Source organism: Streptococcus sp. AM43-2AT (genome assembly GCF_003603405.1).
Taxonomy (GTDB): domain Bacteria; phylum Bacillota; class Bacilli; order Lactobacillales; family Streptococcaceae; genus Streptococcus; species Streptococcus ilei.
Genome location: NZ_QTND01000001.1, coordinates 60,368 through 84,543, shown reverse-complemented (window position 1 = coordinate 84,543; position 24,176 = coordinate 60,368). Strand labels below are relative to the sequence as shown.

At 41.2% G+C, this 24,176-nt stretch carries 23 protein-coding genes; 7 read left to right on the top strand and 16 right to left on the bottom strand.

What is annotated here, in order from left to right:
• The first annotated feature begins 5 nt into the window (after positions 1–5).
• Positions 6–1,181, top strand: a complete 1,176-nt coding sequence (locus tag DW930_RS00400) for an aminoacyltransferase (protein ID WP_023027077.1) — start codon at positions 6–8, stop codon at positions 1,179–1,181.
• Positions 1,182–1,253: 72 nt separating this feature from the next.
• Here DW930_RS00400 and tpiA read toward each other — a convergent pair whose 3' ends face one another.
• The 4 genes from tpiA to DW930_RS00380 all read right to left on the bottom strand — a co-directional run bounded on the left by tpiA (position 1,254) and on the right by DW930_RS00380 (position 7,776).
• A complete protein-coding gene (gene tpiA / locus DW930_RS00395) occupies positions 1,254–2,012 on the bottom strand; it encodes a triose-phosphate isomerase (protein WP_023027078.1) in 759 nt (252 codons plus the stop codon).
• Between the two features lie 164 nt (positions 2,013–2,176).
• On the bottom strand, positions 2,177–3,373 hold the full coding sequence (tuf, locus tag DW930_RS00390; protein WP_023023854.1) for an elongation factor Tu: 1,197 nt from the start codon (positions 3,371–3,373) through the stop codon (positions 2,177–2,179).
• Positions 3,374–3,683: 310 nt separating this feature from the next.
• Positions 3,684–6,509, bottom strand: coding sequence for a phosphoenolpyruvate carboxylase (gene ppc / locus DW930_RS00385; RefSeq protein WP_120701759.1), 2,826 nt, complete (start codon positions 6,507–6,509; stop codon positions 3,684–3,686).
• A gap of 28 nt (positions 6,510–6,537) precedes the next feature.
• Entirely contained in the window at positions 6,538–7,776 is a 1,239-nt protein-coding gene (locus tag DW930_RS00380) for an FtsW/RodA/SpoVE family cell cycle protein (protein WP_120701758.1), read from the bottom strand.
• 248 nt (positions 7,777–8,024) lie between these two features.
• On the opposite strand from DW930_RS00380, the gene DW930_RS00375 reads away from it, so the two are divergent.
• From DW930_RS00375 to DW930_RS00365, 3 genes are all read left to right on the top strand, one after another.
• The gene (locus DW930_RS00375; protein ID WP_123159035.1) at positions 8,025–8,888 is read left to right on the top strand and encodes a GH25 family lysozyme; all 864 of its coding nucleotides are present in this window, start codon (positions 8,025–8,027) and stop codon (positions 8,886–8,888) included.
• Between the two features lie 86 nt (positions 8,889–8,974).
• A complete protein-coding gene (locus DW930_RS00370; RefSeq protein WP_023023863.1) occupies positions 8,975–9,448 on the top strand; it encodes an aminoacyl-tRNA deacylase in 474 nt (157 codons plus the stop codon).
• A gap of 14 nt (positions 9,449–9,462) precedes the next feature.
• On the top strand, positions 9,463–10,086 hold the full coding sequence (locus DW930_RS00365) for a histidine phosphatase family protein (RefSeq protein ID WP_123159034.1): 624 nt from the start codon (positions 9,463–9,465) through the stop codon (positions 10,084–10,086).
• Positions 10,087–10,122: 36 nt separating this feature from the next.
• Here the strand turns inward: DW930_RS00365 and lysS are convergent, their stop codons facing one another.
• The 4 genes from lysS to DW930_RS00345 all read right to left on the bottom strand — a co-directional run bounded on the left by lysS (position 10,123) and on the right by DW930_RS00345 (position 14,986).
• Positions 10,123–11,613 carry a lysine--tRNA ligase gene (lysS, locus tag DW930_RS00360; protein ID WP_023027082.1) on the bottom strand — a complete coding sequence of 497 codons (1,491 nt, stop codon included), beginning with the start codon at positions 11,611–11,613 and terminating at the stop codon, positions 10,123–10,125.
• 184 nt (positions 11,614–11,797) lie between these two features.
• Positions 11,798–13,150: an ABC transporter permease gene (locus DW930_RS00355; RefSeq protein WP_023023869.1), complete on the bottom strand. Its 1,353-nt coding sequence runs from the start codon at positions 13,148–13,150 to the stop codon at positions 11,798–11,800.
• Positions 13,150–13,845 (bottom strand): ABC transporter ATP-binding protein, encoded by a 696-nt coding sequence (locus DW930_RS00350; protein WP_023023871.1) that lies wholly within the window; start codon positions 13,843–13,845, stop codon positions 13,150–13,152. The genes DW930_RS00355 and DW930_RS00350 overlap by 1 nt, the downstream gene beginning before the upstream one ends.
• Positions 13,829–14,986: an efflux RND transporter periplasmic adaptor subunit gene (locus DW930_RS00345; protein ID WP_120701756.1), complete on the bottom strand. Its 1,158-nt coding sequence runs from the start codon at positions 14,984–14,986 to the stop codon at positions 13,829–13,831. Before DW930_RS00345 ends, DW930_RS00350 begins: the two co-directional genes overlap by 17 nt.
• Positions 14,987–15,186: 200 nt before the next feature.
• On the opposite strand from DW930_RS00345, the gene gorA reads away from it, so the two are divergent.
• Positions 15,187–16,536, top strand: coding sequence for a glutathione-disulfide reductase (gene gorA / locus DW930_RS00340; RefSeq protein WP_023027085.1), 1,350 nt, complete (start codon positions 15,187–15,189; stop codon positions 16,534–16,536).
• Positions 16,537–16,903: 367 nt separating this feature from the next.
• Here gorA and DW930_RS00330 read toward each other — a convergent pair whose 3' ends face one another.
• Positions 16,904–17,635: a cyclase family protein gene (locus DW930_RS00330; RefSeq protein WP_023023876.1), complete on the bottom strand. Its 732-nt coding sequence runs from the start codon at positions 17,633–17,635 to the stop codon at positions 16,904–16,906.
• 338 nt (positions 17,636–17,973) lie between these two features.
• On the bottom strand, positions 17,974–18,186 hold the full coding sequence (locus tag DW930_RS00325; protein ID WP_006597402.1) for a YdbC family protein: 213 nt from the start codon (positions 18,184–18,186) through the stop codon (positions 17,974–17,976).
• Between the two features lie 89 nt (positions 18,187–18,275).
• On the opposite strand from DW930_RS00325, the gene DW930_RS00320 reads away from it, so the two are divergent.
• Positions 18,276–18,605: a hypothetical protein gene (locus DW930_RS00320; protein WP_042361426.1), complete on the top strand. Its 330-nt coding sequence runs from the start codon at positions 18,276–18,278 to the stop codon at positions 18,603–18,605.
• Positions 18,606–18,649: 44 nt separating this feature from the next.
• Here the strand turns inward: DW930_RS00320 and DW930_RS00315 are convergent, their stop codons facing one another.
• Together DW930_RS00315 and DW930_RS00310 are read right to left on the bottom strand one after the other, a co-directional pair.
• Positions 18,650–19,936: a U32 family peptidase gene (locus DW930_RS00315; RefSeq protein WP_117744479.1), complete on the bottom strand. Its 1,287-nt coding sequence runs from the start codon at positions 19,934–19,936 to the stop codon at positions 18,650–18,652.
• 162 nt (positions 19,937–20,098) lie between these two features.
• Complete coding sequence (locus DW930_RS00310) at positions 20,099–21,028, bottom strand: peptidase U32 family protein (protein WP_123159033.1); 930 nt, start codon at positions 21,026–21,028, stop codon at positions 20,099–20,101.
• A gap of 131 nt (positions 21,029–21,159) precedes the next feature.
• On the opposite strand from DW930_RS00310, the gene DW930_RS00305 reads away from it, so the two are divergent.
• On the top strand, positions 21,160–21,456 hold the full coding sequence (locus DW930_RS00305) for a DUF3270 family protein (RefSeq protein ID WP_117744481.1): 297 nt from the start codon (positions 21,160–21,162) through the stop codon (positions 21,454–21,456).
• A 100-nt stretch (positions 21,457–21,556) separates the two neighbouring features.
• On the opposite strand, the gene DW930_RS00300 is transcribed toward DW930_RS00305, so the two are convergent.
• Genes DW930_RS00300 through hprK form a run of 4 tightly spaced genes read right to left on the bottom strand, consistent with a single transcriptional unit; the run spans position 21,557 to position 24,149 of the window.
• Positions 21,557–22,027: a YtxH domain-containing protein gene (locus DW930_RS00300; RefSeq protein ID WP_123159032.1), complete on the bottom strand. Its 471-nt coding sequence runs from the start codon at positions 22,025–22,027 to the stop codon at positions 21,557–21,559.
• A 15-nt stretch (positions 22,028–22,042) separates the two neighbouring features.
• Positions 22,043–22,426 carry a DUF948 domain-containing protein gene (locus DW930_RS00295; RefSeq protein WP_006595909.1) on the bottom strand — a complete coding sequence of 128 codons (384 nt, stop codon included), beginning with the start codon at positions 22,424–22,426 and terminating at the stop codon, positions 22,043–22,045.
• Positions 22,427–22,437: 11 nt separating this feature from the next.
• Complete coding sequence (gene lgt, locus DW930_RS00290; RefSeq protein ID WP_123159031.1) at positions 22,438–23,220, bottom strand: prolipoprotein diacylglyceryl transferase; 783 nt, start codon at positions 23,218–23,220, stop codon at positions 22,438–22,440.
• Positions 23,217–24,149, bottom strand: coding sequence for an HPr(Ser) kinase/phosphatase (hprK, locus tag DW930_RS00285; protein ID WP_023027089.1), 933 nt, complete (start codon positions 24,147–24,149; stop codon positions 23,217–23,219). Before hprK ends, lgt begins: the two co-directional genes overlap by 4 nt.
• Positions 24,150–24,176: the final 27 nt, after the last annotated feature.

The following is a 24,176-nucleotide window of genomic DNA, read 5'->3' as shown; positions in this document are numbered from 1 at the left end:
GACCTATGACATTCAATATTATTAGTAGGGAAGAATTTTACCAACACTCTCTCACTACTTCCAATCACTCTTTTTTACAGAGTATTGAAATGGCTGATTTGCTTCAAAAAAGAGGCGCAACTATTCAATATATTGGATGGGAAGAGCAAGGAACATTAGCTATCTCTGCCATTTTATATAGCCTACCCATGACGGGAGGCTTGCATTACGAAATCAATAGTGGACCAATCGTGACGGATGCTCGCTACCTACCAGATTTTTACGAAGCATTGCAGGATTATGTAAAAGAAAATGGTGGTATCGAATTTATTTTAAAACCTTATGACCACTATCAAGTTTTCGATAGCAATGGAAACCCGACCGAAGAAGAGCAAAAACAACTTCTCCATTCATTACTGGATCTTGGCTATCAATTTGATGGCTTACAAGTAGGCTATCCAGGAGGAGAACCTGTTTGGCATTATCTGAAAGACCTAACTGATTATGATGCGAAATCTCTCCTAAAATCCTTCAACAAAAACTGTAGCCGTAATATTACGACTGCCCTTAACTATGACATTTCCATCCGAAATATTAGTAGAGATGAGATCCCTCAGTTTAAAAAAATTATTGAAGAAACTGGAAAACGTCAAGGATTTGAAGACAAGAGTCTAGACTACTACTACGATCTCTATGATACCTTTAAGGATAATGCAGAATTTCTCATTGCTGAAATCAATACAACTGATGCACTTGCTTACTTAGACCAGAAGATTTCCTTACTAAATCCTTCATCTAAACAATATGAGCAACAGCTACAAAAATTAGAGAAACAAAAGACAATTGTCCGAGAGACCTTGGCTGATGAAACTGCTGAAACTGTTCCTTTGGCCTGCGCCCTCATCATCTATAATCCATCAGAAGTGACCTATTTATTTGGTGGTTCGTATACCAAATATCAGAAATTTTCTGCCGCCTTCTTGATTCAATACCATGCAATGAAGCGCGCACTAGAAAAAGGAATCACCTTATACAATTTCCTAGGCATTCAAGGAATCTTTGACGGCTCAGACGGTGTTCTTCGTTTCAAACAAAACTTCAACGGATATATTGTCCGTAAGATGGGAACCTTCCGATATTACCCAAATCCTCTGAAATTTAAAACCTTGTCCTTGATCAAACGAATCTTAGGACGTTCATAAAAAAAAACCAGCCTTCTAGCTGGTTTTTTCATATGAAAAAGACGAGAAGTCCCTCGCCTTTTTTATTCTGCATTAGTTTACGAAGTTCAACAATGCCAAGAAGCTTTCTGGATCAAGTGATGCACCACCAACAAGAGCTCCATCAACATCTGGACAAGCCATGTATTCTGCAACGTTTTCAGGTTTCACTGAACCTCCGTATTGAACACGTACTTTATCAGCTACTTCTTGACCAAAGTCAGCTGCTACAACGTCACGAACCACTTTACACATTTTTTGTGCGTCGTCTTGTGAAGCTGATTTACCAGTACCGATAGCCCAGATTGGCTCATAAGCGATTACAGATGCAGCAACTTGCTCAGCTGTCAATCCAGCCAAAGCCGCAGATACTTGAGCACCTACGAATTCAGCAGCTTTTCCTGCTTCGTAAGTTTCAAGGCTCTCACCACAACAGATGATTGGAAGCAAACCATTAGCAAAGATTGCTTTTGCTTTTTTGTTGATATCTTCATCAGTTTCATGGAAGTAGTCACGACGTTCTGAGTGACCGATCACGACGTAATCAGTACCGATTTCTTTCAAAACTTGTGGGCTAGTTTCACCAGTGAAGGCACCAGCGTTTTCAAAGTAACAGTTTTGAGCAGCAACTTTAAGGTTTGAACCTTTAGCCGCAGCAAGAACAGTTGTCAAATCAAGGGCAGGAGCTGCAATCCCAGCTTCAACAAGGTCAGATGAAGGAAGTTTTGATGCTACAGCTTCAACGAATGCTTTTGCTTCTTCTGGGTTTTTGTTCATTTTCCAGTTACCAGCAATAAATGGTTTACGTGACATTTCACACACCTCGTTTTTCTAATTTTATATAACCTATTTTACCATAATTTTCGTCATAATGAAAGGTTGCACAAGATCATTTTGCTTTTTAGCATAATAAAAACCCCGTCTTCACGGGGTTTTTTGTCTGTCTATATAATTGTTAATCTGGGAACTAGATCGAATTAAGCTTCGATTTCAGTAACCATACCTGAACCAACAGTACGTCCACCTTCACGGATAGAGAATGTAGTACCTTTTTCAACGGCAATTGGGTGGATCAACTCAACGTCGATAGTCACGTTATCACCAGGCATTACCATTTCAGTTCCAGCAGGAAGTTCGATAGATCCAGTTACGTCAGTTGTACGGAAGTAGAACTGTGGACGGTAGTTGTTGAAGAATGGAGTGTGACGTCCACCTTCTTCTTTAGTAAGGATATAAACTTCACCTTTGAATTTAGTGTGAGGGTTGATTGAACCTGGTTTAGCAATAACTTGTCCACGTTCGATTTCATCACGTTGGATACCACGAAGAAGCACACCAACGTTGTCCCCTGCAAGACCTTCGTCAAGTTGTTTACGGAACATTTCAACACCAGTAACAACCGCTTTTTGGATTTTTTCTTTAATACCAACGATTTCGATTTCGTCGTTGACTTTAACGATACCACGGTCGATACGTCCTGATGCTACAGTACCACGTCCAGTGATTGAGAATACGTCTTCGACTGGAAGAAGCAATGGTTTGTCAGTATCGCGTTCTGGTTCTGGGATGTACTCATCAACAGTGTTCATCAAGTCCATGATGATGTCTTCGTATTTAGAATCACCTTCAAGAGCTTTAAGAGCTGAACCTTGGATAACTGGAAGGTCATCACCTGGGAAATCGTATTCTGAAAGAAGGTCACGGATTTCCATTTCAACCAATTCAAGCAATTCTTCATCGTCAACCAAGTCAACTTTGTTCATGAAGACGATCAAGTGTTTAACACCAACCTGACGTGAAAGAAGGATGTGCTCACGAGTTTGTGGCATTGGTCCATCTGTAGAAGCTACTACAAGGATAGCTCCGTCCATTTGGGCAGCACCAGTGATCATGTTTTTAACGTAGTCCGCGTGTCCTGGAGCGTCGATGTGAGCATAGTGACGTTTTTCAGTTTCGTACTCAACGTGCGCAGTGTTGATGGTGATACCGCGTTCGCGTTCTTCTGGAGCAGCATCGATAGACGCATAGTCTTTTGGTTGGTTAACTGATGAAGGCAAGCGACGTGCCAAAACAGTTGTGATAGCTGCAGTTAGGGTAGTTTTACCGTGGTCAACGTGTCCGATAGTACCAATGTTAACGTGTGGTTTACTACGATCGTATTTTTCTTTTGCCATTTGAGTAAAAGCCTCCAATAAAATATATTTTATAGATAGACAGTAGGCAATACAGTCTAACTTTCCTTACTATTTTATCAAATTTCGTCTAAATTGCAAGTGTTTTACTAGCTTTTTTTCTTATTTCTTTTTTCTTAAATGAATTTGTCCAAATGGAAGTTTGTGAATTTATACTTCCATTACTTCTTTGAAACAAACAGCTAGTTATTTCATTATTTCTCTCCTATTTTCTGTTTTTTCACAAACATTTCCAATTTATTCCAGTAAAAAACCAATCCCTCTAATTGAGATTGGTTTTTAGGGTTCACGATTAACCAGAATTACGCAATCCTGTCGCGACACCATTGATTGTGATATGAATCAACTTGTCCTGATCTGCAGGCAATTCACCACGTCTTTGGCGTTTAATTAATTCTAATTGGATATAGTTCAGAACATTAAAGTATGGCATACGATAATCTAAACTATCTTTTAGATAAGGGTTCTCAGCTAAGAGTTCATCATGCCCTTCAATTTGTAAAATAACATCCTTGGTCAGTTGCCATTCATCCAGGATAATATTGAAGATATCACGAACTTCCTCTTCTTCACACAGCTTGGCATATTCAAATGCGATGTTCATATTGGCTTTTGAGAGCACCATATCTACGTTTGAAAGAAGAGACTTGAAGAATGGCCATTTTTGGTACATATAACGCAAGGTTTCAATGTTTTCAGGGTCTGCATCAATAAATTCTTTAAAACTGGACCCTACACCGTACCAGCCAGGGAACATCACGCGGCTCTGTGACCATGAGAAGACCCAAGGAATGGCACGCAAGCCACCGATTTCTTTGATGGTCTTACGGGCTGCTGGACGCGAACCAATATTGAAACTAGAAATGGCCTTAATTGGACTGGATTCGAAGAAGTAATCATAGAAATGTTCATTGCCAAAAACCAGTTCACGATAAATATCGTAGCTACGATTGACAATCTGATCCATAATCTCATTGTACTGATCGGACATGCTCTTTTCACTCTTCTTCTTAGCAATCATCCGGTTAATCGTTGCAGAGACCAACATTTCTAAGTTGTAATAAGCTGCATCCTTGTTCCCATATTTGTTGCCAATGACCTCACCTTGCTCAGTCAAACGAATTCGGTCATTGATAGATCTCAATGGTTGTGAGGTGATCGCTTCATAGGTTGGGCCACCACCACGACCAACCGTTCCACCACGGCCATGGAAGAAGGTGATCTTGACACCAAATTCGTCACCAATCGCTGTTAATTGTTGTTGGGCTTTATAAAGAGTCCAACAAGAAGATAGATAACCACCGTCTTTATTACTATCAGAATAACCAAGCATAATTTCTTGGTAGTTGTTCTTAGAAGCAATCCAGCGTTTAGCAATTGGAAGTGACAGATACTTTCTCATCGTATCTTCAGATTGGTCCAAGTCTTCGATTGTCTCAAAGAGAGGAACAATTTGCACACGTGCGCTTTCCTTGTCAATCAGTCCCACTTCTTTCAACATGATGGCCAACTCAAGCATATCCGATACACTGGTTGCATGAGAAATAATGGTTTGACGAATGACATCTTCTCCTAAGCGGTCTTTTAATTCACGCGCTGTTTGGAAAATAGCTAATTCTTTCTCAAGCAATTCTGATTTTTCTGCATGGGTAGCAGATAAAATCCGAGGATCTTCTAACAACTCTTGTAAAAGCAACTCGCACTTTTCGTCTTCTGACAAATCACTGTAGTGATCATTAATCCCTGCTTCTTTTAATAGTTCTGCCACACAGGCTTCATGGACACTCGAATCTTGACGCATGTCAATCGAAGCCAAGAAGAATCCAAAGACCTCTACTGCTTCTAATAACTCAGCAAACTCACCTGAGATTAAAGCCTCTGCCTTATTTTCAATCAATGATTCTTGAATCAGGGTCAAATCCTGTTTAAATTCTTCAACTGTTTCGTAATAAGGAGGACGATCTTCTGCCAACTCTTGGATAGCACCACTGATACGGGTACCGATATAATCGGAAACCACTCCTTGTTGATGGGTGTGAGCACCGAGAAGACGTTCAATCGGATGACGGTCATCTACTGTTGAGCCAACTACTGACCATTCCTTAATATTCAATAAGGTTTGGACCAATTTAGATTGAATATAGTGGAAGGCCCGACGGTAAGGCTCCTTCTCTCTAAAGACAGATGTATCACTCGAACGGGCCGCCATCTCTTCAACCGCTTGACTGGTTTTTGAAAGATTGGTAGAGAGGGAGAAATTCCGATAAAGACTAGAGATTTTCTGAATATAATAGTTCAGAATGACTTCACTTTGAATGGTAGCTGATCGCTTCAAGGTCTCTGCGGTTACAAAAGGATTCCCATCCCGGTCACCACCGATCCACATTCCCATCGTAATCGGTTTAGGTTGCTGTAACTCAATCCCTTGCTCCTTGGCAAGACGTTTGTATTCCAACATTAAGTTAGGAACAGCCTGAAGGAAGGAACTATTATAGTATTCCATGACATTGGTAATCTCATTGGTTACCTTGAGTTTCTTTTCACGGATCATATCGGTTTGCATCATAATTTCAATATTTCGACGCAAATTATTGTACCATTTGGTCTCGTTCATCAAGCCTGCTTTCACATCCCGATGTTGGCGCAAAAGACTGTGAATGTGAGTGGTTAGGTCCAACATGGTTTTCCGTTGCACTTGGGTCGGATGAGCTGTCAATACTGGTACCACGTTGAGGCGTTCCAAAATTTCCTGAGCATTTTCAGTCTCAGCCACCTGGCGAATGGTTGACGATAGTTTGCCTAGATAGTCCTGTCCCACATTATTCTGATGATTGATTTCAAAAGCCAAATCGACATCTTCAGAGATATTAATCAATAAGGGGAGAATGGCAAAGTATCGAGAAATCACGATCATCTCTTCATTTGATAGCTCTCTAACAATTTGATCCAATTTTAAATAATCTTTTGAGACAGATAGTTTTTTCAATTCAAGAATCTTATCAAAGGTTTCTGGACTCACCAAATTTTTAGCAATGTCTTCTAAAATAGTGGTTAAAATCTCAACTTCTTCTTTGATAATCTCTTTGTTGGTATAGCTCTCTAGTTTTTGTAAAGTCATGATAACTCCTTTCTTTACTCACTCCGGCTTAGTAATAGCTTTGGATCTTCTGAGGCTTCTCGTATGAAGGAGCCTCTTGAATAGCCAGGGCGCGCTTTTCACTCGCATCAATATTTAAGACAAGGGCAATCGCAATGGATAAGACCCACAAACTATTTCCTCCTTGTGATAGGAAGGGGAAGGTCACCCCTGTCGAAGGAATCAACCCAGAAATCCCACCAATATTAATAAAGGTTTGAGTCAGAAGCATCCCTCCTATACCGATGGCCATCATCGAATTAAATGGATCTCTTGCCCGTATCCCCACAAGAATAATACGCAAAATTAAGAAGAACAACAAGGCTAAGATGAGACTAGCTCCCACAAAACCAAGTTCTTCAATGACGATCGAAAAGACAAAGTCTGTATGTGCTTCTGGCAAATACCCTTGCTTTTCAATCGAATTTCCAAGCCCTAAGCCAAACCAGCCCCCATTACTCATGGCGTAATAGGAATTGGCCAATTGGTGTCCAGAATCTGATAAATCATTAAAGGGATTATAAAAAGCACTGAAACGTTTCGCTACATATCCAAAGACAGGGATTTTAGAGAAACGCTCTACCCCAATTAGCTGAATGGAATAAAGAAGAACGGTTGAACCTCCTACTAGGATAGCTAATAGACTTGAGAACCAGCGGTAAGCTATCCCACTTGCACTAATCATAATTAAGGTTGTCAGTGCAAGAATGGTCGCATTTCCTAAGTCTGGCATGATGACTACAATAGCGATCAAGAAGAGCACCATCCAACGCCAATCTGCCAAATCACGAGGAATCCATTGATTATGGGTAAGTGCCTGGTAATCATATTGCTGAATCTCTTCTTGCTTTTTAGAGAAAACTAAGGCCAAATACCAAACTAGGATAATTTTCAAGTACTCAGCTGGCTGAATAGAGAAACCTCCAAAATTCAACCACCCATGCGCCCCATTCACCGTGTCTGTGATAAAACGCGATAGCAAGAGAAGGATCGTCTCCGCAATGATAACAATCCCAATGAAAGCCTTTTTCTTAAGGTTATTCAATTTCACCTTATAGATAAAGAGAATGGTAACCAAACTCAGAACAAAAAAGATTCCCTGGCTTTTGATCATCCCAAAAGGACTAACTCCTTTTTGGATGGCTAATGCACTCGTTGTCGAGTAGACAATAATCAATCCTAATATTGACAAAAGGAGGTACGGAATCAGGATTGAATAGTTTAAAAAATGACGTTTTTCTAATTTCATGTAACACCCATACTTCTAATTTTCAGTCTTCATTATATCACCTTTCAATAGTAAAAAAAAGGAAATACCAAATAAGATTCGGTTTTCACCTGTCATAGAGGATTAATCAGATCAGTCTAGCCCTTTTTTATTCCTCCTACTAGCTTAGTCCAAAAAAGTAATCCGCATCTTTACGACAATCGTTTGTTTTTGTGCTTTCAGACTCTTTGTTTTGCCTTTTTCCATCTTTTGCGGTAAAATGATTCTGTATGAGAAAAAGGATTAAACCAATTGTCCTCTTCGTCTTTTTCCTAAGCATCTTTTCCTTTCTGCTCATTTCTAAAACAGTAGCAGATATTCAAAGGAATCAACTTGCTAGAAGCAAGACTACACAAGAGGCAAAGAAAACCAATCAATCAAAAGTCCCATCTAGTTCTTCTTCTGATTCAGTAAAAGAACTAGATCAAGAATTTTTGAATCGACCAATTATTGACATCTCTGGTTGGCAATTACCAAGCGAGATTGATTATGATCTCTTAGCACAGAATGTTTCTGGAGTCATTGTTCGCGTTCATAGTGGCGCTCAAGCTAAAAAAGAAAATGCTGCGACTTATTTAAATGGAATAGACAAATCATACGAAACTCATATTAAAGAGTTTCAAAAACGAGATATTCCAGTTGCGGTATATGCTTACGTAGCTGCCAAGGACAAGAAAGAAATGGAAAAGGAAGCAGAAGAGTTCTATCAGGCATCCAAAAAATACAAACCAACCTATTATTGGCTGGATGTAGAAGAAAAAACCATGGGTGATATGAACGCTGGAGTGGAAGCCTTCCGTGCCAAGCTAGCATCATTGGGAGCCAAAAATATCGGAATCTATATTGGGACCTATTTCATGGAAGAACATAGTATCTCCACTGATAAATTTACCGCCCTCTGGATTCCAACTTATGGGTATGATGATGGCTATTACAATGCAGCTCCATCTACTGATGATGAGTATGATCTTCACCAGTACACCTCTCAGGGGCAATTGAATGGCTTCACCCACTACTTGGACTTGAACCAGATTGCACCTACACAAGATCAAGAAAAAATCTACCGAAAACTATTTACAGTAGAAAAGAATTAAAAGAGGCAGACGCCTCTTTTTCTCTTAAACTGCAACTCAAAGAGTATGATATAATATTAGAAAATTTAGAGAAAGACAACAGTAAGATGGCGAAAAAACAAAAAGTAAAAAAAACATTGGTGGAACAAATTTTGCAAAAAGCAAAAATCCCCCATATGGGATTACAAATCAATGCCCTTGAAGGAATAATTCCAGAAGGGATTAGGACTGAGCAAATTTATAAGACATTGGCTCTAACTGGCGATAAAACTGGTCCTGTTATCGGAATTGTTCCCATCTCTGCCCACTTGTCAGAGAAAAAATTGGCCAAACTATCTGGCAATAAAAAAGTCAGCATGATTCCACAGAAAGACTTAGAAAAAACAACAGGCTATGTCCACGGGGCCAATAATCCTGTCGGCATTCGACAAAAACACAACTACCCTATTTTCATTGACCAATCTGCCTTGGAACTTGATCAGATGATTGTCTCTGCAGGTGAAGTTGGTCACAGTATTCAAATCAAGGCGCAAGATTTAGCTGATTTGGTCAAGGCAAGCTTCGAGGATTTGGTTGAGTAAAGGATAAAACTACTATGAAACTATATTTTGTCCGTCATGGACGCACTGAGTGGAACGAGGAGGGCCGTATCCAAGGGGCAAACGGCGACTCCCCGCTTTTAGAATCTTCCATACAGCAGTTAGAAGCCTTGGGTCGGCATCTATCTCAAACACGCTTTGATGCAGCTTATTCAAGCGATTTGCCTAGAGCCATCCATACTGCTCAAATCCTCCTCAAGCAAAATCAGCATCCTACCTCCCTCCAAGAGACTCCTGCTCTACGGGAATGGCAGCTTGGTAGGCTAGAAGGTAGAAAAATTGTGGAGTTGAAAACTCTCTATCCTGAGGAAATGAAGGCTTTCCGACACGATCTATCACAATTCCATCACGAACTATTTGAGGCAGAATCCGTTTCTGAAACAACCAAGCGTACCTGTGATTTTGTGAAAAGCCTGAAAGGAAAAGAGTTCGATACCGTTCTTATCGTTGGACATGGGGCGAATTTAACAGCTTCCATTCGGACCCTACTTGGCTATAAACCAGAGGAACTCCGTAAAAACGGTGGCCTCAATAATGCCAGTGTGACCATTTTGACAACAGATGATTTTGAGCACTATCACTTAGAAACTTGGAATGACACCTCTTATTTGGAAGACTAAAAAACACTGATCTTGCGATCAGTGTTTTCTTTTATCTTATTTCATAGTTGGGAAGAGAAGAACATCCCGAATAGTAGTTGTGTCAGTAAGGAGCATGCAGAGACGGTCGATACCGATTCCGAGTCCTCCTGTTGGTGGCATACCATATTCAAGAGCTTCAATATAGTCGTAGTCAATACCAGTCGCTTCATCGTCTCCCAATTCTTTGGCGCGTGCCTGCGCTTTGAAGCGTTCCAATTGGTCGATTGGGTCGTTCAATTCTGTAAAGGCATTGGCATATTCCTTGGTCATGATGAAGAGCTCAAAACGATCCGTGAAACGAGGATCTTCATCATTCTTCTTGGCCAATGGAGATACAGCTACAGGGTGTCCATAGACAAAGGTTGGTTGTGTCAAGGTTTCTTCCACATATTCTTCGAAGAAGGCATTGATGATGTGACCTACTTCAGTGTAGTGTTTTTCAACTGGCACATGTTTTTCTTTGGCAAGGGCTACTGCTTCTTCAAAGCTCATTTCCTTCCAGAAATCAACGCCAGCAATTTCCTTGATGGCATCCACCATGTGAACCCGTTTAAAGGGTTCATTGATCTTGATTTCAGTTCCTTGGTAGTTAACTGGACCATCCCCATGAATGGCTTTAGCAGCGTGTTGGATAATGCCTTCTGTCAAGTCCATAATATCTTGGTAGTCAGCATAGGCTTGGTAGACTTCGATGGAGGTAAATTCAGGGTTGTGGGTAGCATCCATTCCTTCATTACGGAAGATACGTCCGATTTCATAGACGCGTTCCATTCCACCAACGATCAAGCGCTTCAAGTGAAGCTCAGTCGCAATCCGAAGGACCATATCAATGTTTTGGGCATTGTGGTGAGTGATAAATGGACGCGCAGATGCTCCACCAGCTTCGTTGTGAAGGACAGGTGTTTCTACCTCAAGGAAGCCTTGACCATCCAAGTAACGACGGATTTCTGAAATGATTTTTGAACGAGTTACAAAGCGGTTAAAGCTTTCACGGTTAGAAATCAAGTCCAAGTAGCGTTTGCGGTAGATGGTTTCCACATCTGAAAGCCCATGGAATTTTTCAGGCAAGGGACGAAGGGCTTTAGATAAATGAGTGATGTGAGTAGCTTTGATTGAAAGCTCACCCATGTCTGTCCGCATCACTTCTCCTTCTACACCAAGGAAATCTCCAAGGTCGGCCTTTTTGAAAATTTCATAATTTTCTTCGCCAACCGCGTCTTTACGAACGTAAATTTGGATTTGACCTTCACGGTCTTGAAGGTGGGCAAAACCAACCTTCCCTTTTCCACGTTTGGTCACGAGACGGCCTGCAATAATAGCTGTCTCGTTCAAGTCATGAAGTTGTTCTTTATCTAATTCTGAATATTTTTCTTTTAATTGACCAGAATCAGCAGTACGTTCGAATCGCTTTCCAAATGGGTCGATTCCTTGTTCACGAAGGGCCGCCATTTTTTCGCGACGGACAATCTGCTGGTCATTTAATTCTTCCATATGTTCAGTAGTCATTTGGAACCTCCTAAGTTATTCTCCCCTATTTTATCATATTTACCGGGGAAATACACTATTCTTGAGCAGGAAAAATGAAAAAAGGAATGGAAGGAAAGGGAGTTTGCTACCTTTCCTATCACATTCCTAGATTTCAGAAGGGAACACGACGATTGTCCCAATCCATCATTCAAGTCATTCTACCTTATTCATAGCGTAGGGCTTCAATTGGGTCTAGTTTTGATGCCTTGCTAGCTGGTAGGATACCAAAGATAATTCCGACACAAGCTGAGAAGATGATACTTCCAATAGCCACTGACATGGAGACGACTGGAGGCCCTTCTAGAGCACCTGCAGCAGCTGTGGCGATGAGAGCATTGACACCATAGGCCAATCCCAAACCGAGAATTCCTCCCATCATGGTCAAGACCATTGATTCGATGAGGAATTGAATCAAGATTTTGCTACGAGTAGCTCCAAGTGCTTTTCTTAGACCGATTTCACGTGTCCGCTCAGTCACAGAAACCAACATGATATTCATGACCCCAATCCCACCAACGAGAAGGGAAATTCCTGCAATCGCACCAATGACTGTTGTCATAATACTGAGCATTTGATTGGTCTGCTCTAAGAGACTATCCATATTAAAAATTTGGAACTCCCCTTGGCGAACTCCTGATAGCTCGGTTAATTTTTTCGCTGCTTCGATTCCAGTTGATTTAATCTGTTTGACATCAGGAATATGTACCACAATAGTGGAAATTTCTTCTGTTCCAAATTCTGAAGCTACTTGGGTATTAGCCATCAAGGCACTTCCTCCAGAAGAAGCCCCATATAATGCAGATCCAGCATTTGGATCCTTGAAGATTCCTACCACCCGATAGTTATTGTCTCCGACAGCAACCACTTGGTTGAGAGCACTTTCCGTTCCAAACAAGGTCGAAGCTAAGCCTTCATCCAGCATGATGACCCGAGAAAAACTCTGGTAATCTGAGGCATTTAGTTTTCTTCCTGAAACCAATTCAAATTTTCTAACAGAGAAATAGGTATCATTGACTCCCATAATATTCACCCCTTCAGATTTTTTCTTCTGAAAGGAGATAGTAGCATTGGCTGTATTACCAACATAGTAGCCATCAACCCCAGGAATCTTGGTCAGTTCTTTGACCCATTCTTCTTGGACAACAGGAGGGGTTTCAAGGATTGGATTATCAACATCTTCGCTAGTTTCCTCTCCATAGCCAGCTGGTGGTGACATTCCTTGGTCTTCTTCACTTGCGACGCCACCTTCCCCACCACCTTCAGCGCCGCCTTCTTCTGAGACAGGTTCTGGGCCAAGATTAAAACCAGTCATGTAGCCACTCTTTCGGGCGGAATAAGAAATCTGAACATACTGTTGATCCTTAGTAAAGGTCTTGGTCACTCCAGCTTTCATCCCATCTCCGAGAGCCATGATGACAACGACTGAGGCAACCCCGATAATAATCCCTACCATGGTTAAGAAAGATCTCATTTTATGTCCCATAATGGAACTAATGGCGAATTTCCAGTTCTGCATCAGGCCCTCCTTTCATTGCGACTATCCGATGATATCACTCCATCTCGAATGACAATCTGACGTTTGGCATAGGCAGCAATCTCCGTTTCGTGGGTTACCATGATGATGGTTTTCCCTTCTTGATTGAGTGCTGTCAAAAGCTCCATAATTTGTTCGCCGGTTTTGGAATCAAGAGCTCCTGTTGGTTCATCCGCTAAGATAATAGAAGGATGATTCACCAAAGCCCGGGCAATGGCCACCCGTTGTTTTTGCCCTCCGGACAATTCAGAAGGAAGGTGGTGCATCCGCGTATCTAGCTCAACTTTCTTTAAAAACTGTTCGGCTAATTCCTTTCGTTTGGAAGGATTCACTCCTGCATAAATTAAGGGGAGCTCGACATTTTGAAAGGCATTAAGTTTTGATAGGAGAAAAAATTGTTGAAAGACAAAGCCAATTTGCTCATTGCGAACCTGAGCCAACTTCTTCTCACTGAGGTTCCCAACCTCTTCCCCTTCTAATCTGTACTCACCACTAGTCGGACGATCGAGAAGGCCAATAATATTCATTAGAGTAGATTTCCCAGAACCAGAAGGTCCCATAATGGCTAGAAATTCTCCCTCTTCTACTTCTAAATGGATATCCTTTAATACCTGTAAGGTTTGATCTCCATTTTTATAACTTTTATTGATATTTTTCAGCTCAATCAATTTTGTCATATTTTCCGACCTCTTTCCCATCTTCCAAATCTCCAGAAGGGTTGATGATCACTTGCGCATCTTTCTTCAAGCCAGATAAGACTTCCTGATTTTCTGCATCTGCATTTCCTAAGGTAACCATAACTTTTTTAGCCTTACCAGCTTCAATGGTCCAAACATAGCTTTGCTCGCCATCCGATAGGACACTTGTCACAGGAACTAAGGGATGGATGGTTGAACTTTTTACTTCAATATTGACAGAGAAACCTTGTTTCAAATCGCCGATCTCACTCGTAATATCTACAGTAAACGGATATTTGGCTCCTCCTGTTCCTTGTCCAGAACCTGCAGCACTTGCACCTGCCTGACCTGCATCCGTCGGATAGTTAGCTACATAGCTAATCTTTCCAGTCCATTTTTTCCCAGGATAGACCTTGGAGGTTAAGGTCACTTCCTGGCCAACTGAAATGTTGGCTAGATTATATTCAGACAACTCTCCTTTTACTTGAAGGTTTCCATTGCTGACGATATGAACAAGAGTTTGGTTGGTTCCTGTTGTTGATTTTGAAACATCCTTATTAACTTCTACAACTGTCCCATCTGTACTACTTTTTACGGTTGTAGCATCCAATAAGGCCTTGGCTTTTTCCATATTGGCTACAGCATCTGCACGGGCATCGCGTAAATCACCCACTTGAGTATCCAAAGATCGTTGAGCTTGAGAGGCTGAGCTGCTATCTGCTTCCTCATCCCCTGTTGTATCAATCGTCACCCCATTGGTCAAGAGATCGTTTAATTGACGATCCGCTTTATTAACTGCACGAACAGCGGCATCATAGGCAGATTGCGCTTCTGTACTGCTATATTGAACAATGGCTTGTCCAGCAGTCACTTGATCCCCAACATTCACTAAGATGGATTGCAAATCTCCTTTCGTTCCGTCAAAGTAGATATATTGCTCCTGATTGGCAGTGACTTTCCCCGTCAACAATACTGATGAAGCAATGGAACCTTCTTTGACTGTTTGAACCATCGGAGTCATATCCACCAACTCCTCAGGACTATTGCTAGATTTTCCAAAAGCAAGCCAGCTCCCAATTCCTAGGACTGCTAGTGCAGCGCCTGTAGCTGTAACGATTTGCCATTTTTTAAATTTTTTCATTTCTTTCCTCCAGTATTCGAAAGCGTTTCAAATTATAAGTTTAGTATATCATATTTCCTCATTTTTCAATTCAAAATCATCTGTTTTGCAAGTTTTTTTTGCTATCTTGTTTTCTCCTCCTATTCAACGATGGCAATTTCTTGATTTTTGTAACCTATGTTGTTACAATGAAGGTGTAAATCAACAAAGGAGTATTAACCATGAAAGAATTTGATATTATCTCCATTGGTGGAGGTAGCGGAGGGATTGCTACTATGAACCGTGCTGGAGAACATGGAGCCCGCGCTGCTGTTATTGAAGAAAAGCAACTAGGTGGAACCTGTGTCAACAAAGGATGTGTCCCTAAAAAAATTATGTGGTATGGCGCCCAAATTGCTGAAGCCATTCGTGATTACGGTCCAGATTATGGGTTTACTTCTGAACAGACCAATTTTGATTTTGCGACATTAAGAAAAAATCGCGAAGCCTATATTGATCGGGCTCGTTCGTCTTATGACGGCAGTTTTAAACGAAATGGTGTGGAATATATCCAAGGTCGCGCTCGCTTTATCGACGCCCATACGGTTGAAGTCAACGGGGAAACCATCAAGGCTAAACACATTGTTATCGCTACAGGTGCCCATGCTTACGTCCCAGATCTACCTGGAGCAGACCTAGGAGAAACCTCTGACGATGTCTTTGCTTGGGAAGAACTACCAAAATCAGTTGCCATTATTGGAGCTGGTTACATTGCGGTAGAACTAGCCGGTGTCCTCCATGCCCTTGGTGTTCAGACAGATCTCTTCGTTCGCGGTGATCGTCCCTTAAGAAAGTTTGATTCTTACATTGTCGATGGCTTAATGGAGGAGATGGACAAACAAGGATTGTCCCTCCATCCTCACAAGGTTCCTGTTCAACTCACAAAGGAAGAAAATGGTCAAATCCGTGTCTATTTCGAAGACCAAACATCTTTTGTTGCTGATCATATTATCTGGGCGACCGGCCGAAAACCAAACGTTCAGGACCTCCATCTAGAAGCTGCAGGTGTCACCTTAAATGAAAAAGGATTCATTGCAGTAGATGAATACCAAAATACCGTTGTCCCTGGCATCTATGCTCTTGGGGACGTCACAGGAGAAAAAGAATTAACCCCTGTCGCTATCAAGGCAGGGCGTACCCTATCCGAACGTCTCTTTAATGGAAAAACCGATGCTAAAATGGACTATTCAACCATTCCTACCGTTGTCTTCTCTCATCCCGCTATTGGTACAGTCGGTCTCACTCAAGAAGAAGCCGAAAAACAATATGGAAAAGAAGCTATCAAGGTCTACACTTCTAGTTTCGCCTCTATGTATTCAGCTGTGACCCAACATCGTCAGCTGGCTAAATTTAAACTCATCACTGCAGGACCAAAAGAAACCGTCGTCGGCCTTCATGGTCTTGGATATGGTGTAGACGAAATGATTCAAGGATTTGCCGTTGCCATCAAAATGGGAGCGACAAAAGCCGATTTCGATGCCACTGTCGCCATCCATCCAACCGGTTCCGAAGAATTCGTTACCATGCGCTAATATCAGAAAAGGTTTGTTTAACAAGCCTTTTCTGATGTTTAAATTTTAACTGATCATCACTGGAGCTACCATAGTCTAATCTTTCATTTTAACTTGATTACCTTACATTTTTGTAAGATAAGAGCTTTCGAAAGAATGAAAGCTAGCTTCACTAGTCATGCTTTTAATAAATCATATAAAAAAGAGAGTGGGACAGAAATCGGTCATTCGTTAGAATTCGATTTCGTCGTCCCACCTCCGCACAGTTGAGTGGGGCTGTAAAAGCTGATGAAATCAGCCTAGTAGAGCCCACTCAACCACTGCGTCTTGCTCGACAATCCAAAGACAATTGAGAGGCTAGGATTTTTGTCCCAGCCTCTGTGTCTTCTTATGGTAAGATAGCAATAGCACGAACAGGTGAACCAGTTGCCTTGTCCCAATGAGGGAAGGCAATTGAAATCAAGGCACCGACTGCTGGTACTTGATCCAATTGGTTCAAGACTTCTACTTGATAGATATTTTGTTCCAAAAGGTAGTATTCATTGACCAAGCCATGCTCTGCAGCAGGAATACCCGCATCTGTATCGAAGGTCTCATGCCCCACCGCCTTAACATGGCGTTCATGGATCAAGAATTCCAAAGCTTCACGGCTCCATCCTGGACTTTGTTGAACCCCATTTTCATCTAGGTTGCGCATAGCATCTTGATCTGGCCAACGTTTTGACCAATCACTACGGAAGGCGACAAAAGCTCCTTCTGCAATTTGTCCATGTTCTGCTTCGAAATCCAAAATATCTTGTTTGCTCAAGATAAAGTTTGGATTGGCTGAAACTTCTTTCGATTTGTCGATGACATAAAGTGGCAAGAGGAGATCTTTGAGGTCAATCTCATCCAACCAACGGCCACCTTCTACAAAGTGAATCGGAGCATCGATATGCGTTCCGTATTGACCAACCACCGTAAATTTTTGAACATGGAAGCCATCTTTTAGTGTGAAGAGGTCTTCTTGTTGCAAGGCGGGAAGAGCTGGAAAGTGAGGACTTTCTGCATTGATTTGGTGACTCAAGTCTACCCACTTTTTAGCTTGCAATTCTTTGTAAATACTAAGTAAATCTGACATAAGGGTTCCTTTCCTATAAGTGCGACATGAAATAAACGAATAAGGTTATTATAACAGTCAATGTCAACATCCACAATGATTTGCCTTAATCTTGTTTTCTTGAATAGGATATAGTTTCAAGCTATAATTATAGAAAGCATCAAAAAAGAGGCTAGGACAAAAGTCCTAGCCTCTCAATTGTCTTTGGATTGTCGAGCAAGACGCAGTGGTTGAGTGGGCTCTACTAGGCTGATTTCATCAGCTTTCACAGCCACACTCGACTGTGCGGAGGTGGAACGACGAAATCGAATTCTAACGAATGACCGATTTCTGTCCCACTCTCTTTCTTACTCTGTCCATTACTGTTTAAATGCATCTAACAGAACTTGGAATTCTTCATTAGTGAGCGTAATCCCCTTGCCCATCTTCGTATGGTCTGGACTCCAAGTGCGGATATCATATTTAGCAGGTGCTCCATTAAAGCTCACCCGGTTTAACTCCTTGGTCCATCCCTTTTCATTTTCAGATAACACCAAGAGTTGTTCTTCAATTTCAAAACTAAAATCTGCCATGAATACTCCTTTCAATGTCTTTCACCTTAATAATTCGTAAAAAATTTTACAAAATGAATGAAATTTTCTATAATATATTGTATCAACTTATGGAGAATTATGCTATGAAAAGATTTCTTGAGCTTCTCAAGGACCGAGCGAATGAATTTTTTAACGATAAAACCTCCCAACCAGCCCCACTTGAGGATGATAAAATTATTCAGATTATTGAACTGGCCCTTCGAAAAAAACAAGGAGTCCATGTCATCTTCCAAAATAAAAGCTTTACAGGCGATATCGTGAAATATGATCAGGAACGAAAACAACTCATTGTCAAAAATTTTAAAAAGAGTATGTCAACCATTATTCGAATTTCTGATATTCAAAAGATTAGTCTTGTTCCACATACGATTCGAATCGCACAACAAAAAACACCGTAAACTTCCAAGCTAGGGAGGCATGCGGTGTTTTTTTCTTGTACTTTTTAGGCACGAACTGTTTGACTCGTTCCATCTTCTTTATAGAGATTGATCAAGCCTTCTTTGAGAGCACGGATCATATCACCTGGTTCAACTGGTGTTGGCATATGAATGGTCAATAGCTCCATCGGATTTGGTGCTCGGTCAATTTTATTGCCCTTGGCATCATGCAAATCTTCGATGACTGTTTCAAAATGACGGAAACCAGGTCCGTAGAATTCCACTTGGTCCCCTTCATTGATGACATTCCGTTGACGAATGGTCGCAATTTGCTGATCCGCATCATAGGCTACCACTTCTCCAACAAACTTGTATTCTGGAATCTTCCGACGAGCTCCAAACAGTTGCTCGTTTTCTGAAGGAGTGCCATAATAAAAACCGGTTGCTAGCTCACGTTGGGCCACTTTCCACATCTCATCAATCAAATCTTGCTTAATGGCTTCGAACTTCTCAGGGCTTTCCAAATAAGCATCAACAGCTGCCTTGTAACAGTTCGTTACGGTAGAAACATAGTGAATGGACTTCATGCGGCCTTCGATTTTAAGACTGTCCACTCCATTTTCAATCATATCAGGGATATGATCAATCATCGACATATCAACTGCTGACATCGAGAATTCTTCAGGGATTTCCCCTTTGAGACTCTTGCGTTCCTGACCGAACGGCATATCGTAGAGATCATACTTCCAACGACAAGATTGGGAACAGCCACCACGGTTAGCATCCCGCATACTCATATGATTGGATAGGGTACAACGCCCAGAGTAGGAAATACACATTGCTCCGTGAACAAAGGCTTCAATCTCAACGTCCGTCCGCTTACGAATCTCAGCTAGTTCTTCCATCGAAACTTCACGAGCCAAAACGACCCGTGTCAAGCCCAAGTCTTTCCAAAACTCAAGGGTCTCATAATTGGTAGCACTAGCTTGTGTAGAAAGGTGAATTTCCAAACCTGGCGCTTCAGTCGCTGCGATGGTAATCAAGGCAGGGTCTGAAACAATGACCGCTGCGATTCCGATATCCCGTAAACGACGGAACCATTCTCCAGCTCCTACTTCATTTCCTTCGTGCATGACCATATTGGCCGCAACATAGACCTTAGCTCCATATTTAGCCGCAAATTGGACTCCTTCTTCCATTTGCTCAAAGGTGAAGTTTCCTGCACGGCTACGAAGACCATAGGCCTGACCACCAATAAAGACAGCATCCGCACCATAGCGAACAGCGACTTTTAATTTTTCTAAAGTTCCAGCGGGGGATAAAACCTCTGGACGTTTCAATTGTTTTGTCATCATATCTCCTAGTATATTACAAGTATATTAGTTAGATTATCAATCTTGTCTATTTTATAGCAAATCCAGTCGAAAGGCAATGGTTTGGGAATTGTTTTGACAATTCTCATTCTTTACCATCATCAAAAAGGAAGGCCCGCACTCCTGGCAGGCTTTTCTCCTTTATTTAACCATGTCTGGATCGTAGTCATAAAATCCAGTATCGAGGAAGCGATTCTTGGGATGCAATTGGTGAATCTGTTCATCCAATAGGAAGGCCTGGTCCGAAGTGAAGGTTCCAGCTTCCAAGAGCTCCCGTGCTTTCACAAAACACTTGGCAATTTCCACAAAGTTTTGACCAGGTGTATAAATCCCCTCTAACTTCCAATGAGTAAATCCATGTTCAACTAACTCAGACAATTTGGTCATCAAATCCAAATCATTGTTGGCAAAAATATGAGTTCCATGTTTATCTTCAAAAATAGAGTAATGGCTATCTGGATCCCCAGGCTCTGCCAGAAAGAGATCGCGCTCTCTCGTCTTTTCGTCATCGATGTGAGTAAAATTATAATAATTCTGCAGAAGAGGTCGTTTTGAATGGTGAATTACACTAGCTCCATAGACCAATATTTCAGCAGGAATCTCTAAGATTTCTGGCATCTTGAAAAGCTCTGCAGATGGGATTTCTCGAGCAAGAACAGCTTCAGAAACACCAGCCTTTTGTCCCCAGAAATTGATTTGACGGCTACTTGTCACCATGGTAGAAGCATCATAAATGGTTTTAAAGTTGTAGCCATCCCGCTTCAAGACATAAAAGACACCTGCATCCCCCACCGTGATATAATCGACGTTAATCGATGCAAGGAAATCTAAAAATGGTTTGATATGATCCATCATATCTTGATGCATCAAGGCATTGACAGCCACTGTCAATTCTTTTCCTGCTGCATGGACTAGATCAGAAATTCGACTTAATTCGTCATACGAGAAAGTATGAGGAAGTCGTAATCCATAATCTTTTTCACCAACATAAATACGGTCTACGCCTGCTTCTAGAAGGGCTTGAACCTGTTCAATACTTTCAGCTGTAGCTGTAATAATTATCTTATTCATGAAAACTATTATACCAAAAAAGTATTTTTGCTCTCCAAATTTCTTAATTTTGTAAAAATTGTAACAGTTTTGTAACATTTCTATGCTTGAAAACGTGTTAAAATAATAGAGTACTGTTAGGAGAGAGAAATATGCCCGTAAGAAAACTTAGAGTTGTTGAAGAATACGACTATGTCGAAATTCCCCTTCAACAAGAGAATACAACAACTAATTATGATTTTAACATTGATACTGAACCAGCTCCTCAATTAAGTGAGCTACTATTTTTCCTTAATATTGCTGTGTTTTGTGTCTTAACTGTTTTATTTAGTTTCATCTTTTTATCAATGAAGATGAATACTTTCTTTGCTTTTGCCTCAGCAATCGCTTGTAGTTTGGGAAGTATCCAAGCTTTCCGCATTTTCCAGTTAAAACGGAAAAAGGACTAAGATTAATTTTTTAGCCTCCTTCGGGAGGCTTTTTGGCATTTCTCATTCTAGTTTGCCAGTTCATAAGAGAAATCCCTCACCAAATGGTGAGGGATTATTTTTATTCTTCTTCTACAGCTGTTTCTTTGAGTTCTTCTTCAACTCCTGGAAGAGCTGTTTCTTCTTCTAATTCCAGGACAATCTCTTCACTTTCTTTCTCTTGTGTCGGGTAGAAAGGAGTTGCTTGATTACCGGTCTTTTGCTGGATTTTTTCCTTAATCGTTTGGATGGCATCTTGTGAAAATTCTACCACATCTTGTGTCTTATCTTTGACCGTTTCGATGACAGTGTCTTTGTTGATCTCTCCACTTTCAACTTTTTCCTTAGTTTGTTGTATGGCGTCTGACGCTTGCTTAGATAGTTCCATTGCGGATTGTTTTACCGAATCATGAACTTCTTGTGGATTGTCTTGGTATTCCTTCACAAAATCTTTGACTTTACTAGTCCATTCTTTTCCTCTTTTTGTTGTCAGGAAGTAAGCGGCGGATGCGCCTGTGATTGTTCCAATTAATAATGATGATAAACGTCCCATAGGATACCTCTTTTCTTATTTAAATAATTTCATAGCCATGCGAGCTGCTTTTAATCCGACAGATGTTTTGACGGTTTTTCCGCCAACTACGACAGCTTTTTTGCTAATCTGACGCGCTTGATCATTCAGATCCGATACAGATACAGACAAATCTGCCACCGCAGTGAAGAGTGGATCTATGGTTGCAACTTTTTGATTCAAATCTTCTGTCAAAACATTCACTTTCGCTAACAACTCATTGGTTTGGTGTAAGGTTACATTCACATCTGATGTCAAGGTCTTAATCGTTACCTGAGTCTCATCTACAACTTTTCCAATCTTTGAAAATAAGATAATCAAGTAGATGACCAAAACGACTAAAGCTAATCCTAAAAGCCCATAGGCAATTTCAATAAACATTTCATTTCTCCTTAATCTATTTCCGTTCTATAAAACGGTGCATTCTTTTTCCGTTGATAGATCATGATTCCGATTCCAAGTAAGATCAGGAATAGGGACAGCCATTGTGATACTCGAATTCCCAAAAACATCAAGCTATCTGTTCGCATTCCTTCAATAATCATTCGACCAAAGCCATACCAGATGAGATAGAAAGCCGTAATTTCACCCTTTCTCAAAAGCTTGGGACGGCGACGTAAATAAAGAATCAGCACAAAACCAAGCAAGTTCCAACAAGATTCATATAAGAAGGTCGGTTGACGGTAATGTCCATCAATAAACATCTGATTCCGAATGAAAGAAGGTAAATAATCTAAATTCTTAACAATGGCTCCGTAGGCTTCTTGGTTAACAAAATTGCCCCAACGGCCAATACTTTGAGCAATCATGACACTCGGTGCAGCGATATCTAAAAAATCAACTGGGTCAATCAAACGACTGCGTGAAAATAGGTAGAGGACTAGAGCCCCTGCCAGGAGTCCACCATAGATAGCAATCCCACCGTTCCATACGGCAAAAATCTCTCCTGGGTGTTCCCTGTAATAAGACCATTGAAAAATAACATAGTAAAGACGGGCCCCTATGATCGCTACTGGAAAAGCAATCAGAATGAAATCAATAATATCGTCTGACTCTATCCCTTTACGAGGGGCTTCTTTCATAGACAGGATAACCGCCAAAAGGAGACCGAGGACGATACAAATCGCATACCAGCGAATGCTAAAGGGACCAAGTTGAATGGCTACTGGATTCATACTTTCACCTCATTCTGATCAATCAACTGGGTCAATCGATCTTCAAAGGTTTTAGTAGCATCATATCCCATTTCTTTGGCGCGGTAGTTCATTGCTGCTGCCTCAATGACAACGGAAATATTGCGACCTGTCTTAACAGGGATGCGAATTCTTGGAATGGTCACTCCACAGAACTCAATTTCTTCTGCATTATTGCCAAGACGATCGTAGGTTTGTTCCTTGGTGTAGTTTTCTAAATAGACCGCGATTTGAACCTGTGAAGAATCTTTCACAGCACTGGCACCATAGAGACTCATAACATCAATGATCCCTACTCCCCGAATCTCTAGCATATGACGTAGAATTTCAGCAGGCTCACCCCACAAGGTCATCTCATCACGGGCGAAGACATCTACCCGGTCATCTGCTACCAAACGATGCCCTCGTTTGACGAGCTCTAAACCAGTCTCACTCTTCCCGATTCCACTATCTCCTTGGATCAGAACCCCCATGCCATAGATATCCATCAAGACACCATGGACACTAGTTCTTTCCGCAAGGAGAGAATCTAGGTAGCTTGATAGTTCACCAGATAGGCGACTAGTTGGAACGCGACTGCTTAAAATCGCGATTTGCTTTTCCTCTGCAGCACGGAGCATTTCTTCAGGAACCTCTAGATCCCGCGCGATGATGAGTACCGGTGTTTCCGGCTGGAACATCTTTCTCAAAACTTGGTGACGATTGTGGGAGGTCATCTTGATGAGGTAAGACCACTCTTTCATCCCAACCAATTGAATTCGTTCTGGAGTATAGTAATCAAAATATCCTGTCATTTCAAGTCCAGGACGTGAAATATCTGCCGTTGTGATTTCTTTTTCAAATAGGCTTTCATTGCCGTACACAACCTTCAAACGAAGCTTATCAATTAAATCTCGGACTGTTATTGCCATAGGCTTCTCCCTTTTTGTTTTCTCTTA

What these genes read in the sequence shown, in the direction of transcription:
- DW930_RS00400 (WP_023027077.1), top strand. Translation starts at nt 6, where the DNA reads ATGACATTCAATATTATTAGTAGGGAAGAATTTTACCAACACTCTCTC.
- tpiA (WP_023027078.1), bottom strand. Translation starts at nt 2,012, where the DNA reads ATGTCACGTAAACCATTTATTGCTGGTAACTGGAAAATGAACAAAAAC.
- tuf (WP_023023854.1), bottom strand. Translation starts at nt 3,373, where the DNA reads ATGGCAAAAGAAAAATACGATCGTAGTAAACCACACGTTAACATTGGT.
- ppc (WP_120701759.1), bottom strand. Translation starts at nt 6,509, where the DNA reads ATGACTTTACAAAAACTAGAGAGCTATACCAACAAAGAGATTATCAAA.
- DW930_RS00380 (WP_120701758.1), bottom strand. Translation starts at nt 7,776, where the DNA reads ATGAAATTAGAAAAACGTCATTTTTTAAACTATTCAATCCTGATTCCG.
- DW930_RS00375 (WP_123159035.1), top strand. Translation starts at nt 8,025, where the DNA reads ATGAGAAAAAGGATTAAACCAATTGTCCTCTTCGTCTTTTTCCTAAGC.
- DW930_RS00370 (WP_023023863.1), top strand. Translation starts at nt 8,975, where the DNA reads ATGGCGAAAAAACAAAAAGTAAAAAAAACATTGGTGGAACAAATTTTG.
- DW930_RS00365 (WP_123159034.1), top strand. Translation starts at nt 9,463, where the DNA reads ATGAAACTATATTTTGTCCGTCATGGACGCACTGAGTGGAACGAGGAG.
- lysS (WP_023027082.1), bottom strand. Translation starts at nt 11,613, where the DNA reads ATGACTACTGAACATATGGAAGAATTAAATGACCAGCAGATTGTCCGT.
- DW930_RS00355 (WP_023023869.1), bottom strand. Translation starts at nt 13,150, where the DNA reads ATGCAGAACTGGAAATTCGCCATTAGTTCCATTATGGGACATAAAATG.
- DW930_RS00350 (WP_023023871.1), bottom strand. Translation starts at nt 13,845, where the DNA reads ATGACAAAATTGATTGAGCTGAAAAATATCAATAAAAGTTATAAAAAT.
- DW930_RS00345 (WP_120701756.1), bottom strand. Translation starts at nt 14,986, where the DNA reads ATGAAAAAATTTAAAAAATGGCAAATCGTTACAGCTACAGGCGCTGCA.
- gorA (WP_023027085.1), top strand. Translation starts at nt 15,187, where the DNA reads ATGAAAGAATTTGATATTATCTCCATTGGTGGAGGTAGCGGAGGGATT.
- DW930_RS00330 (WP_023023876.1), bottom strand. Translation starts at nt 17,635, where the DNA reads ATGTCAGATTTACTTAGTATTTACAAAGAATTGCAAGCTAAAAAGTGG.
- DW930_RS00325 (WP_006597402.1), bottom strand. Translation starts at nt 18,186, where the DNA reads ATGGCAGATTTTAGTTTTGAAATTGAAGAACAACTCTTGGTGTTATCT.
- DW930_RS00320 (WP_042361426.1), top strand. Translation starts at nt 18,276, where the DNA reads ATGGAGAATTATGCTATGAAAAGATTTCTTGAGCTTCTCAAGGACCGA.
- DW930_RS00315 (WP_117744479.1), bottom strand. Translation starts at nt 19,936, where the DNA reads ATGACAAAACAATTGAAACGTCCAGAGGTTTTATCCCCCGCTGGAACT.
- DW930_RS00310 (WP_123159033.1), bottom strand. Translation starts at nt 21,028, where the DNA reads ATGAATAAGATAATTATTACAGCTACAGCTGAAAGTATTGAACAGGTT.
- DW930_RS00305 (WP_117744481.1), top strand. Translation starts at nt 21,160, where the DNA reads ATGCCCGTAAGAAAACTTAGAGTTGTTGAAGAATACGACTATGTCGAA.
- DW930_RS00300 (WP_123159032.1), bottom strand. Translation starts at nt 22,027, where the DNA reads ATGGGACGTTTATCATCATTATTAATTGGAACAATCACAGGCGCATCC.
- DW930_RS00295 (WP_006595909.1), bottom strand. Translation starts at nt 22,426, where the DNA reads ATGTTTATTGAAATTGCCTATGGGCTTTTAGGATTAGCTTTAGTCGTT.
- lgt (WP_123159031.1), bottom strand. Translation starts at nt 23,220, where the DNA reads ATGAATCCAGTAGCCATTCAACTTGGTCCCTTTAGCATTCGCTGGTAT.
- hprK (WP_023027089.1), bottom strand. Translation starts at nt 24,149, where the DNA reads ATGGCAATAACAGTCCGAGATTTAATTGATAAGCTTCGTTTGAAGGTT.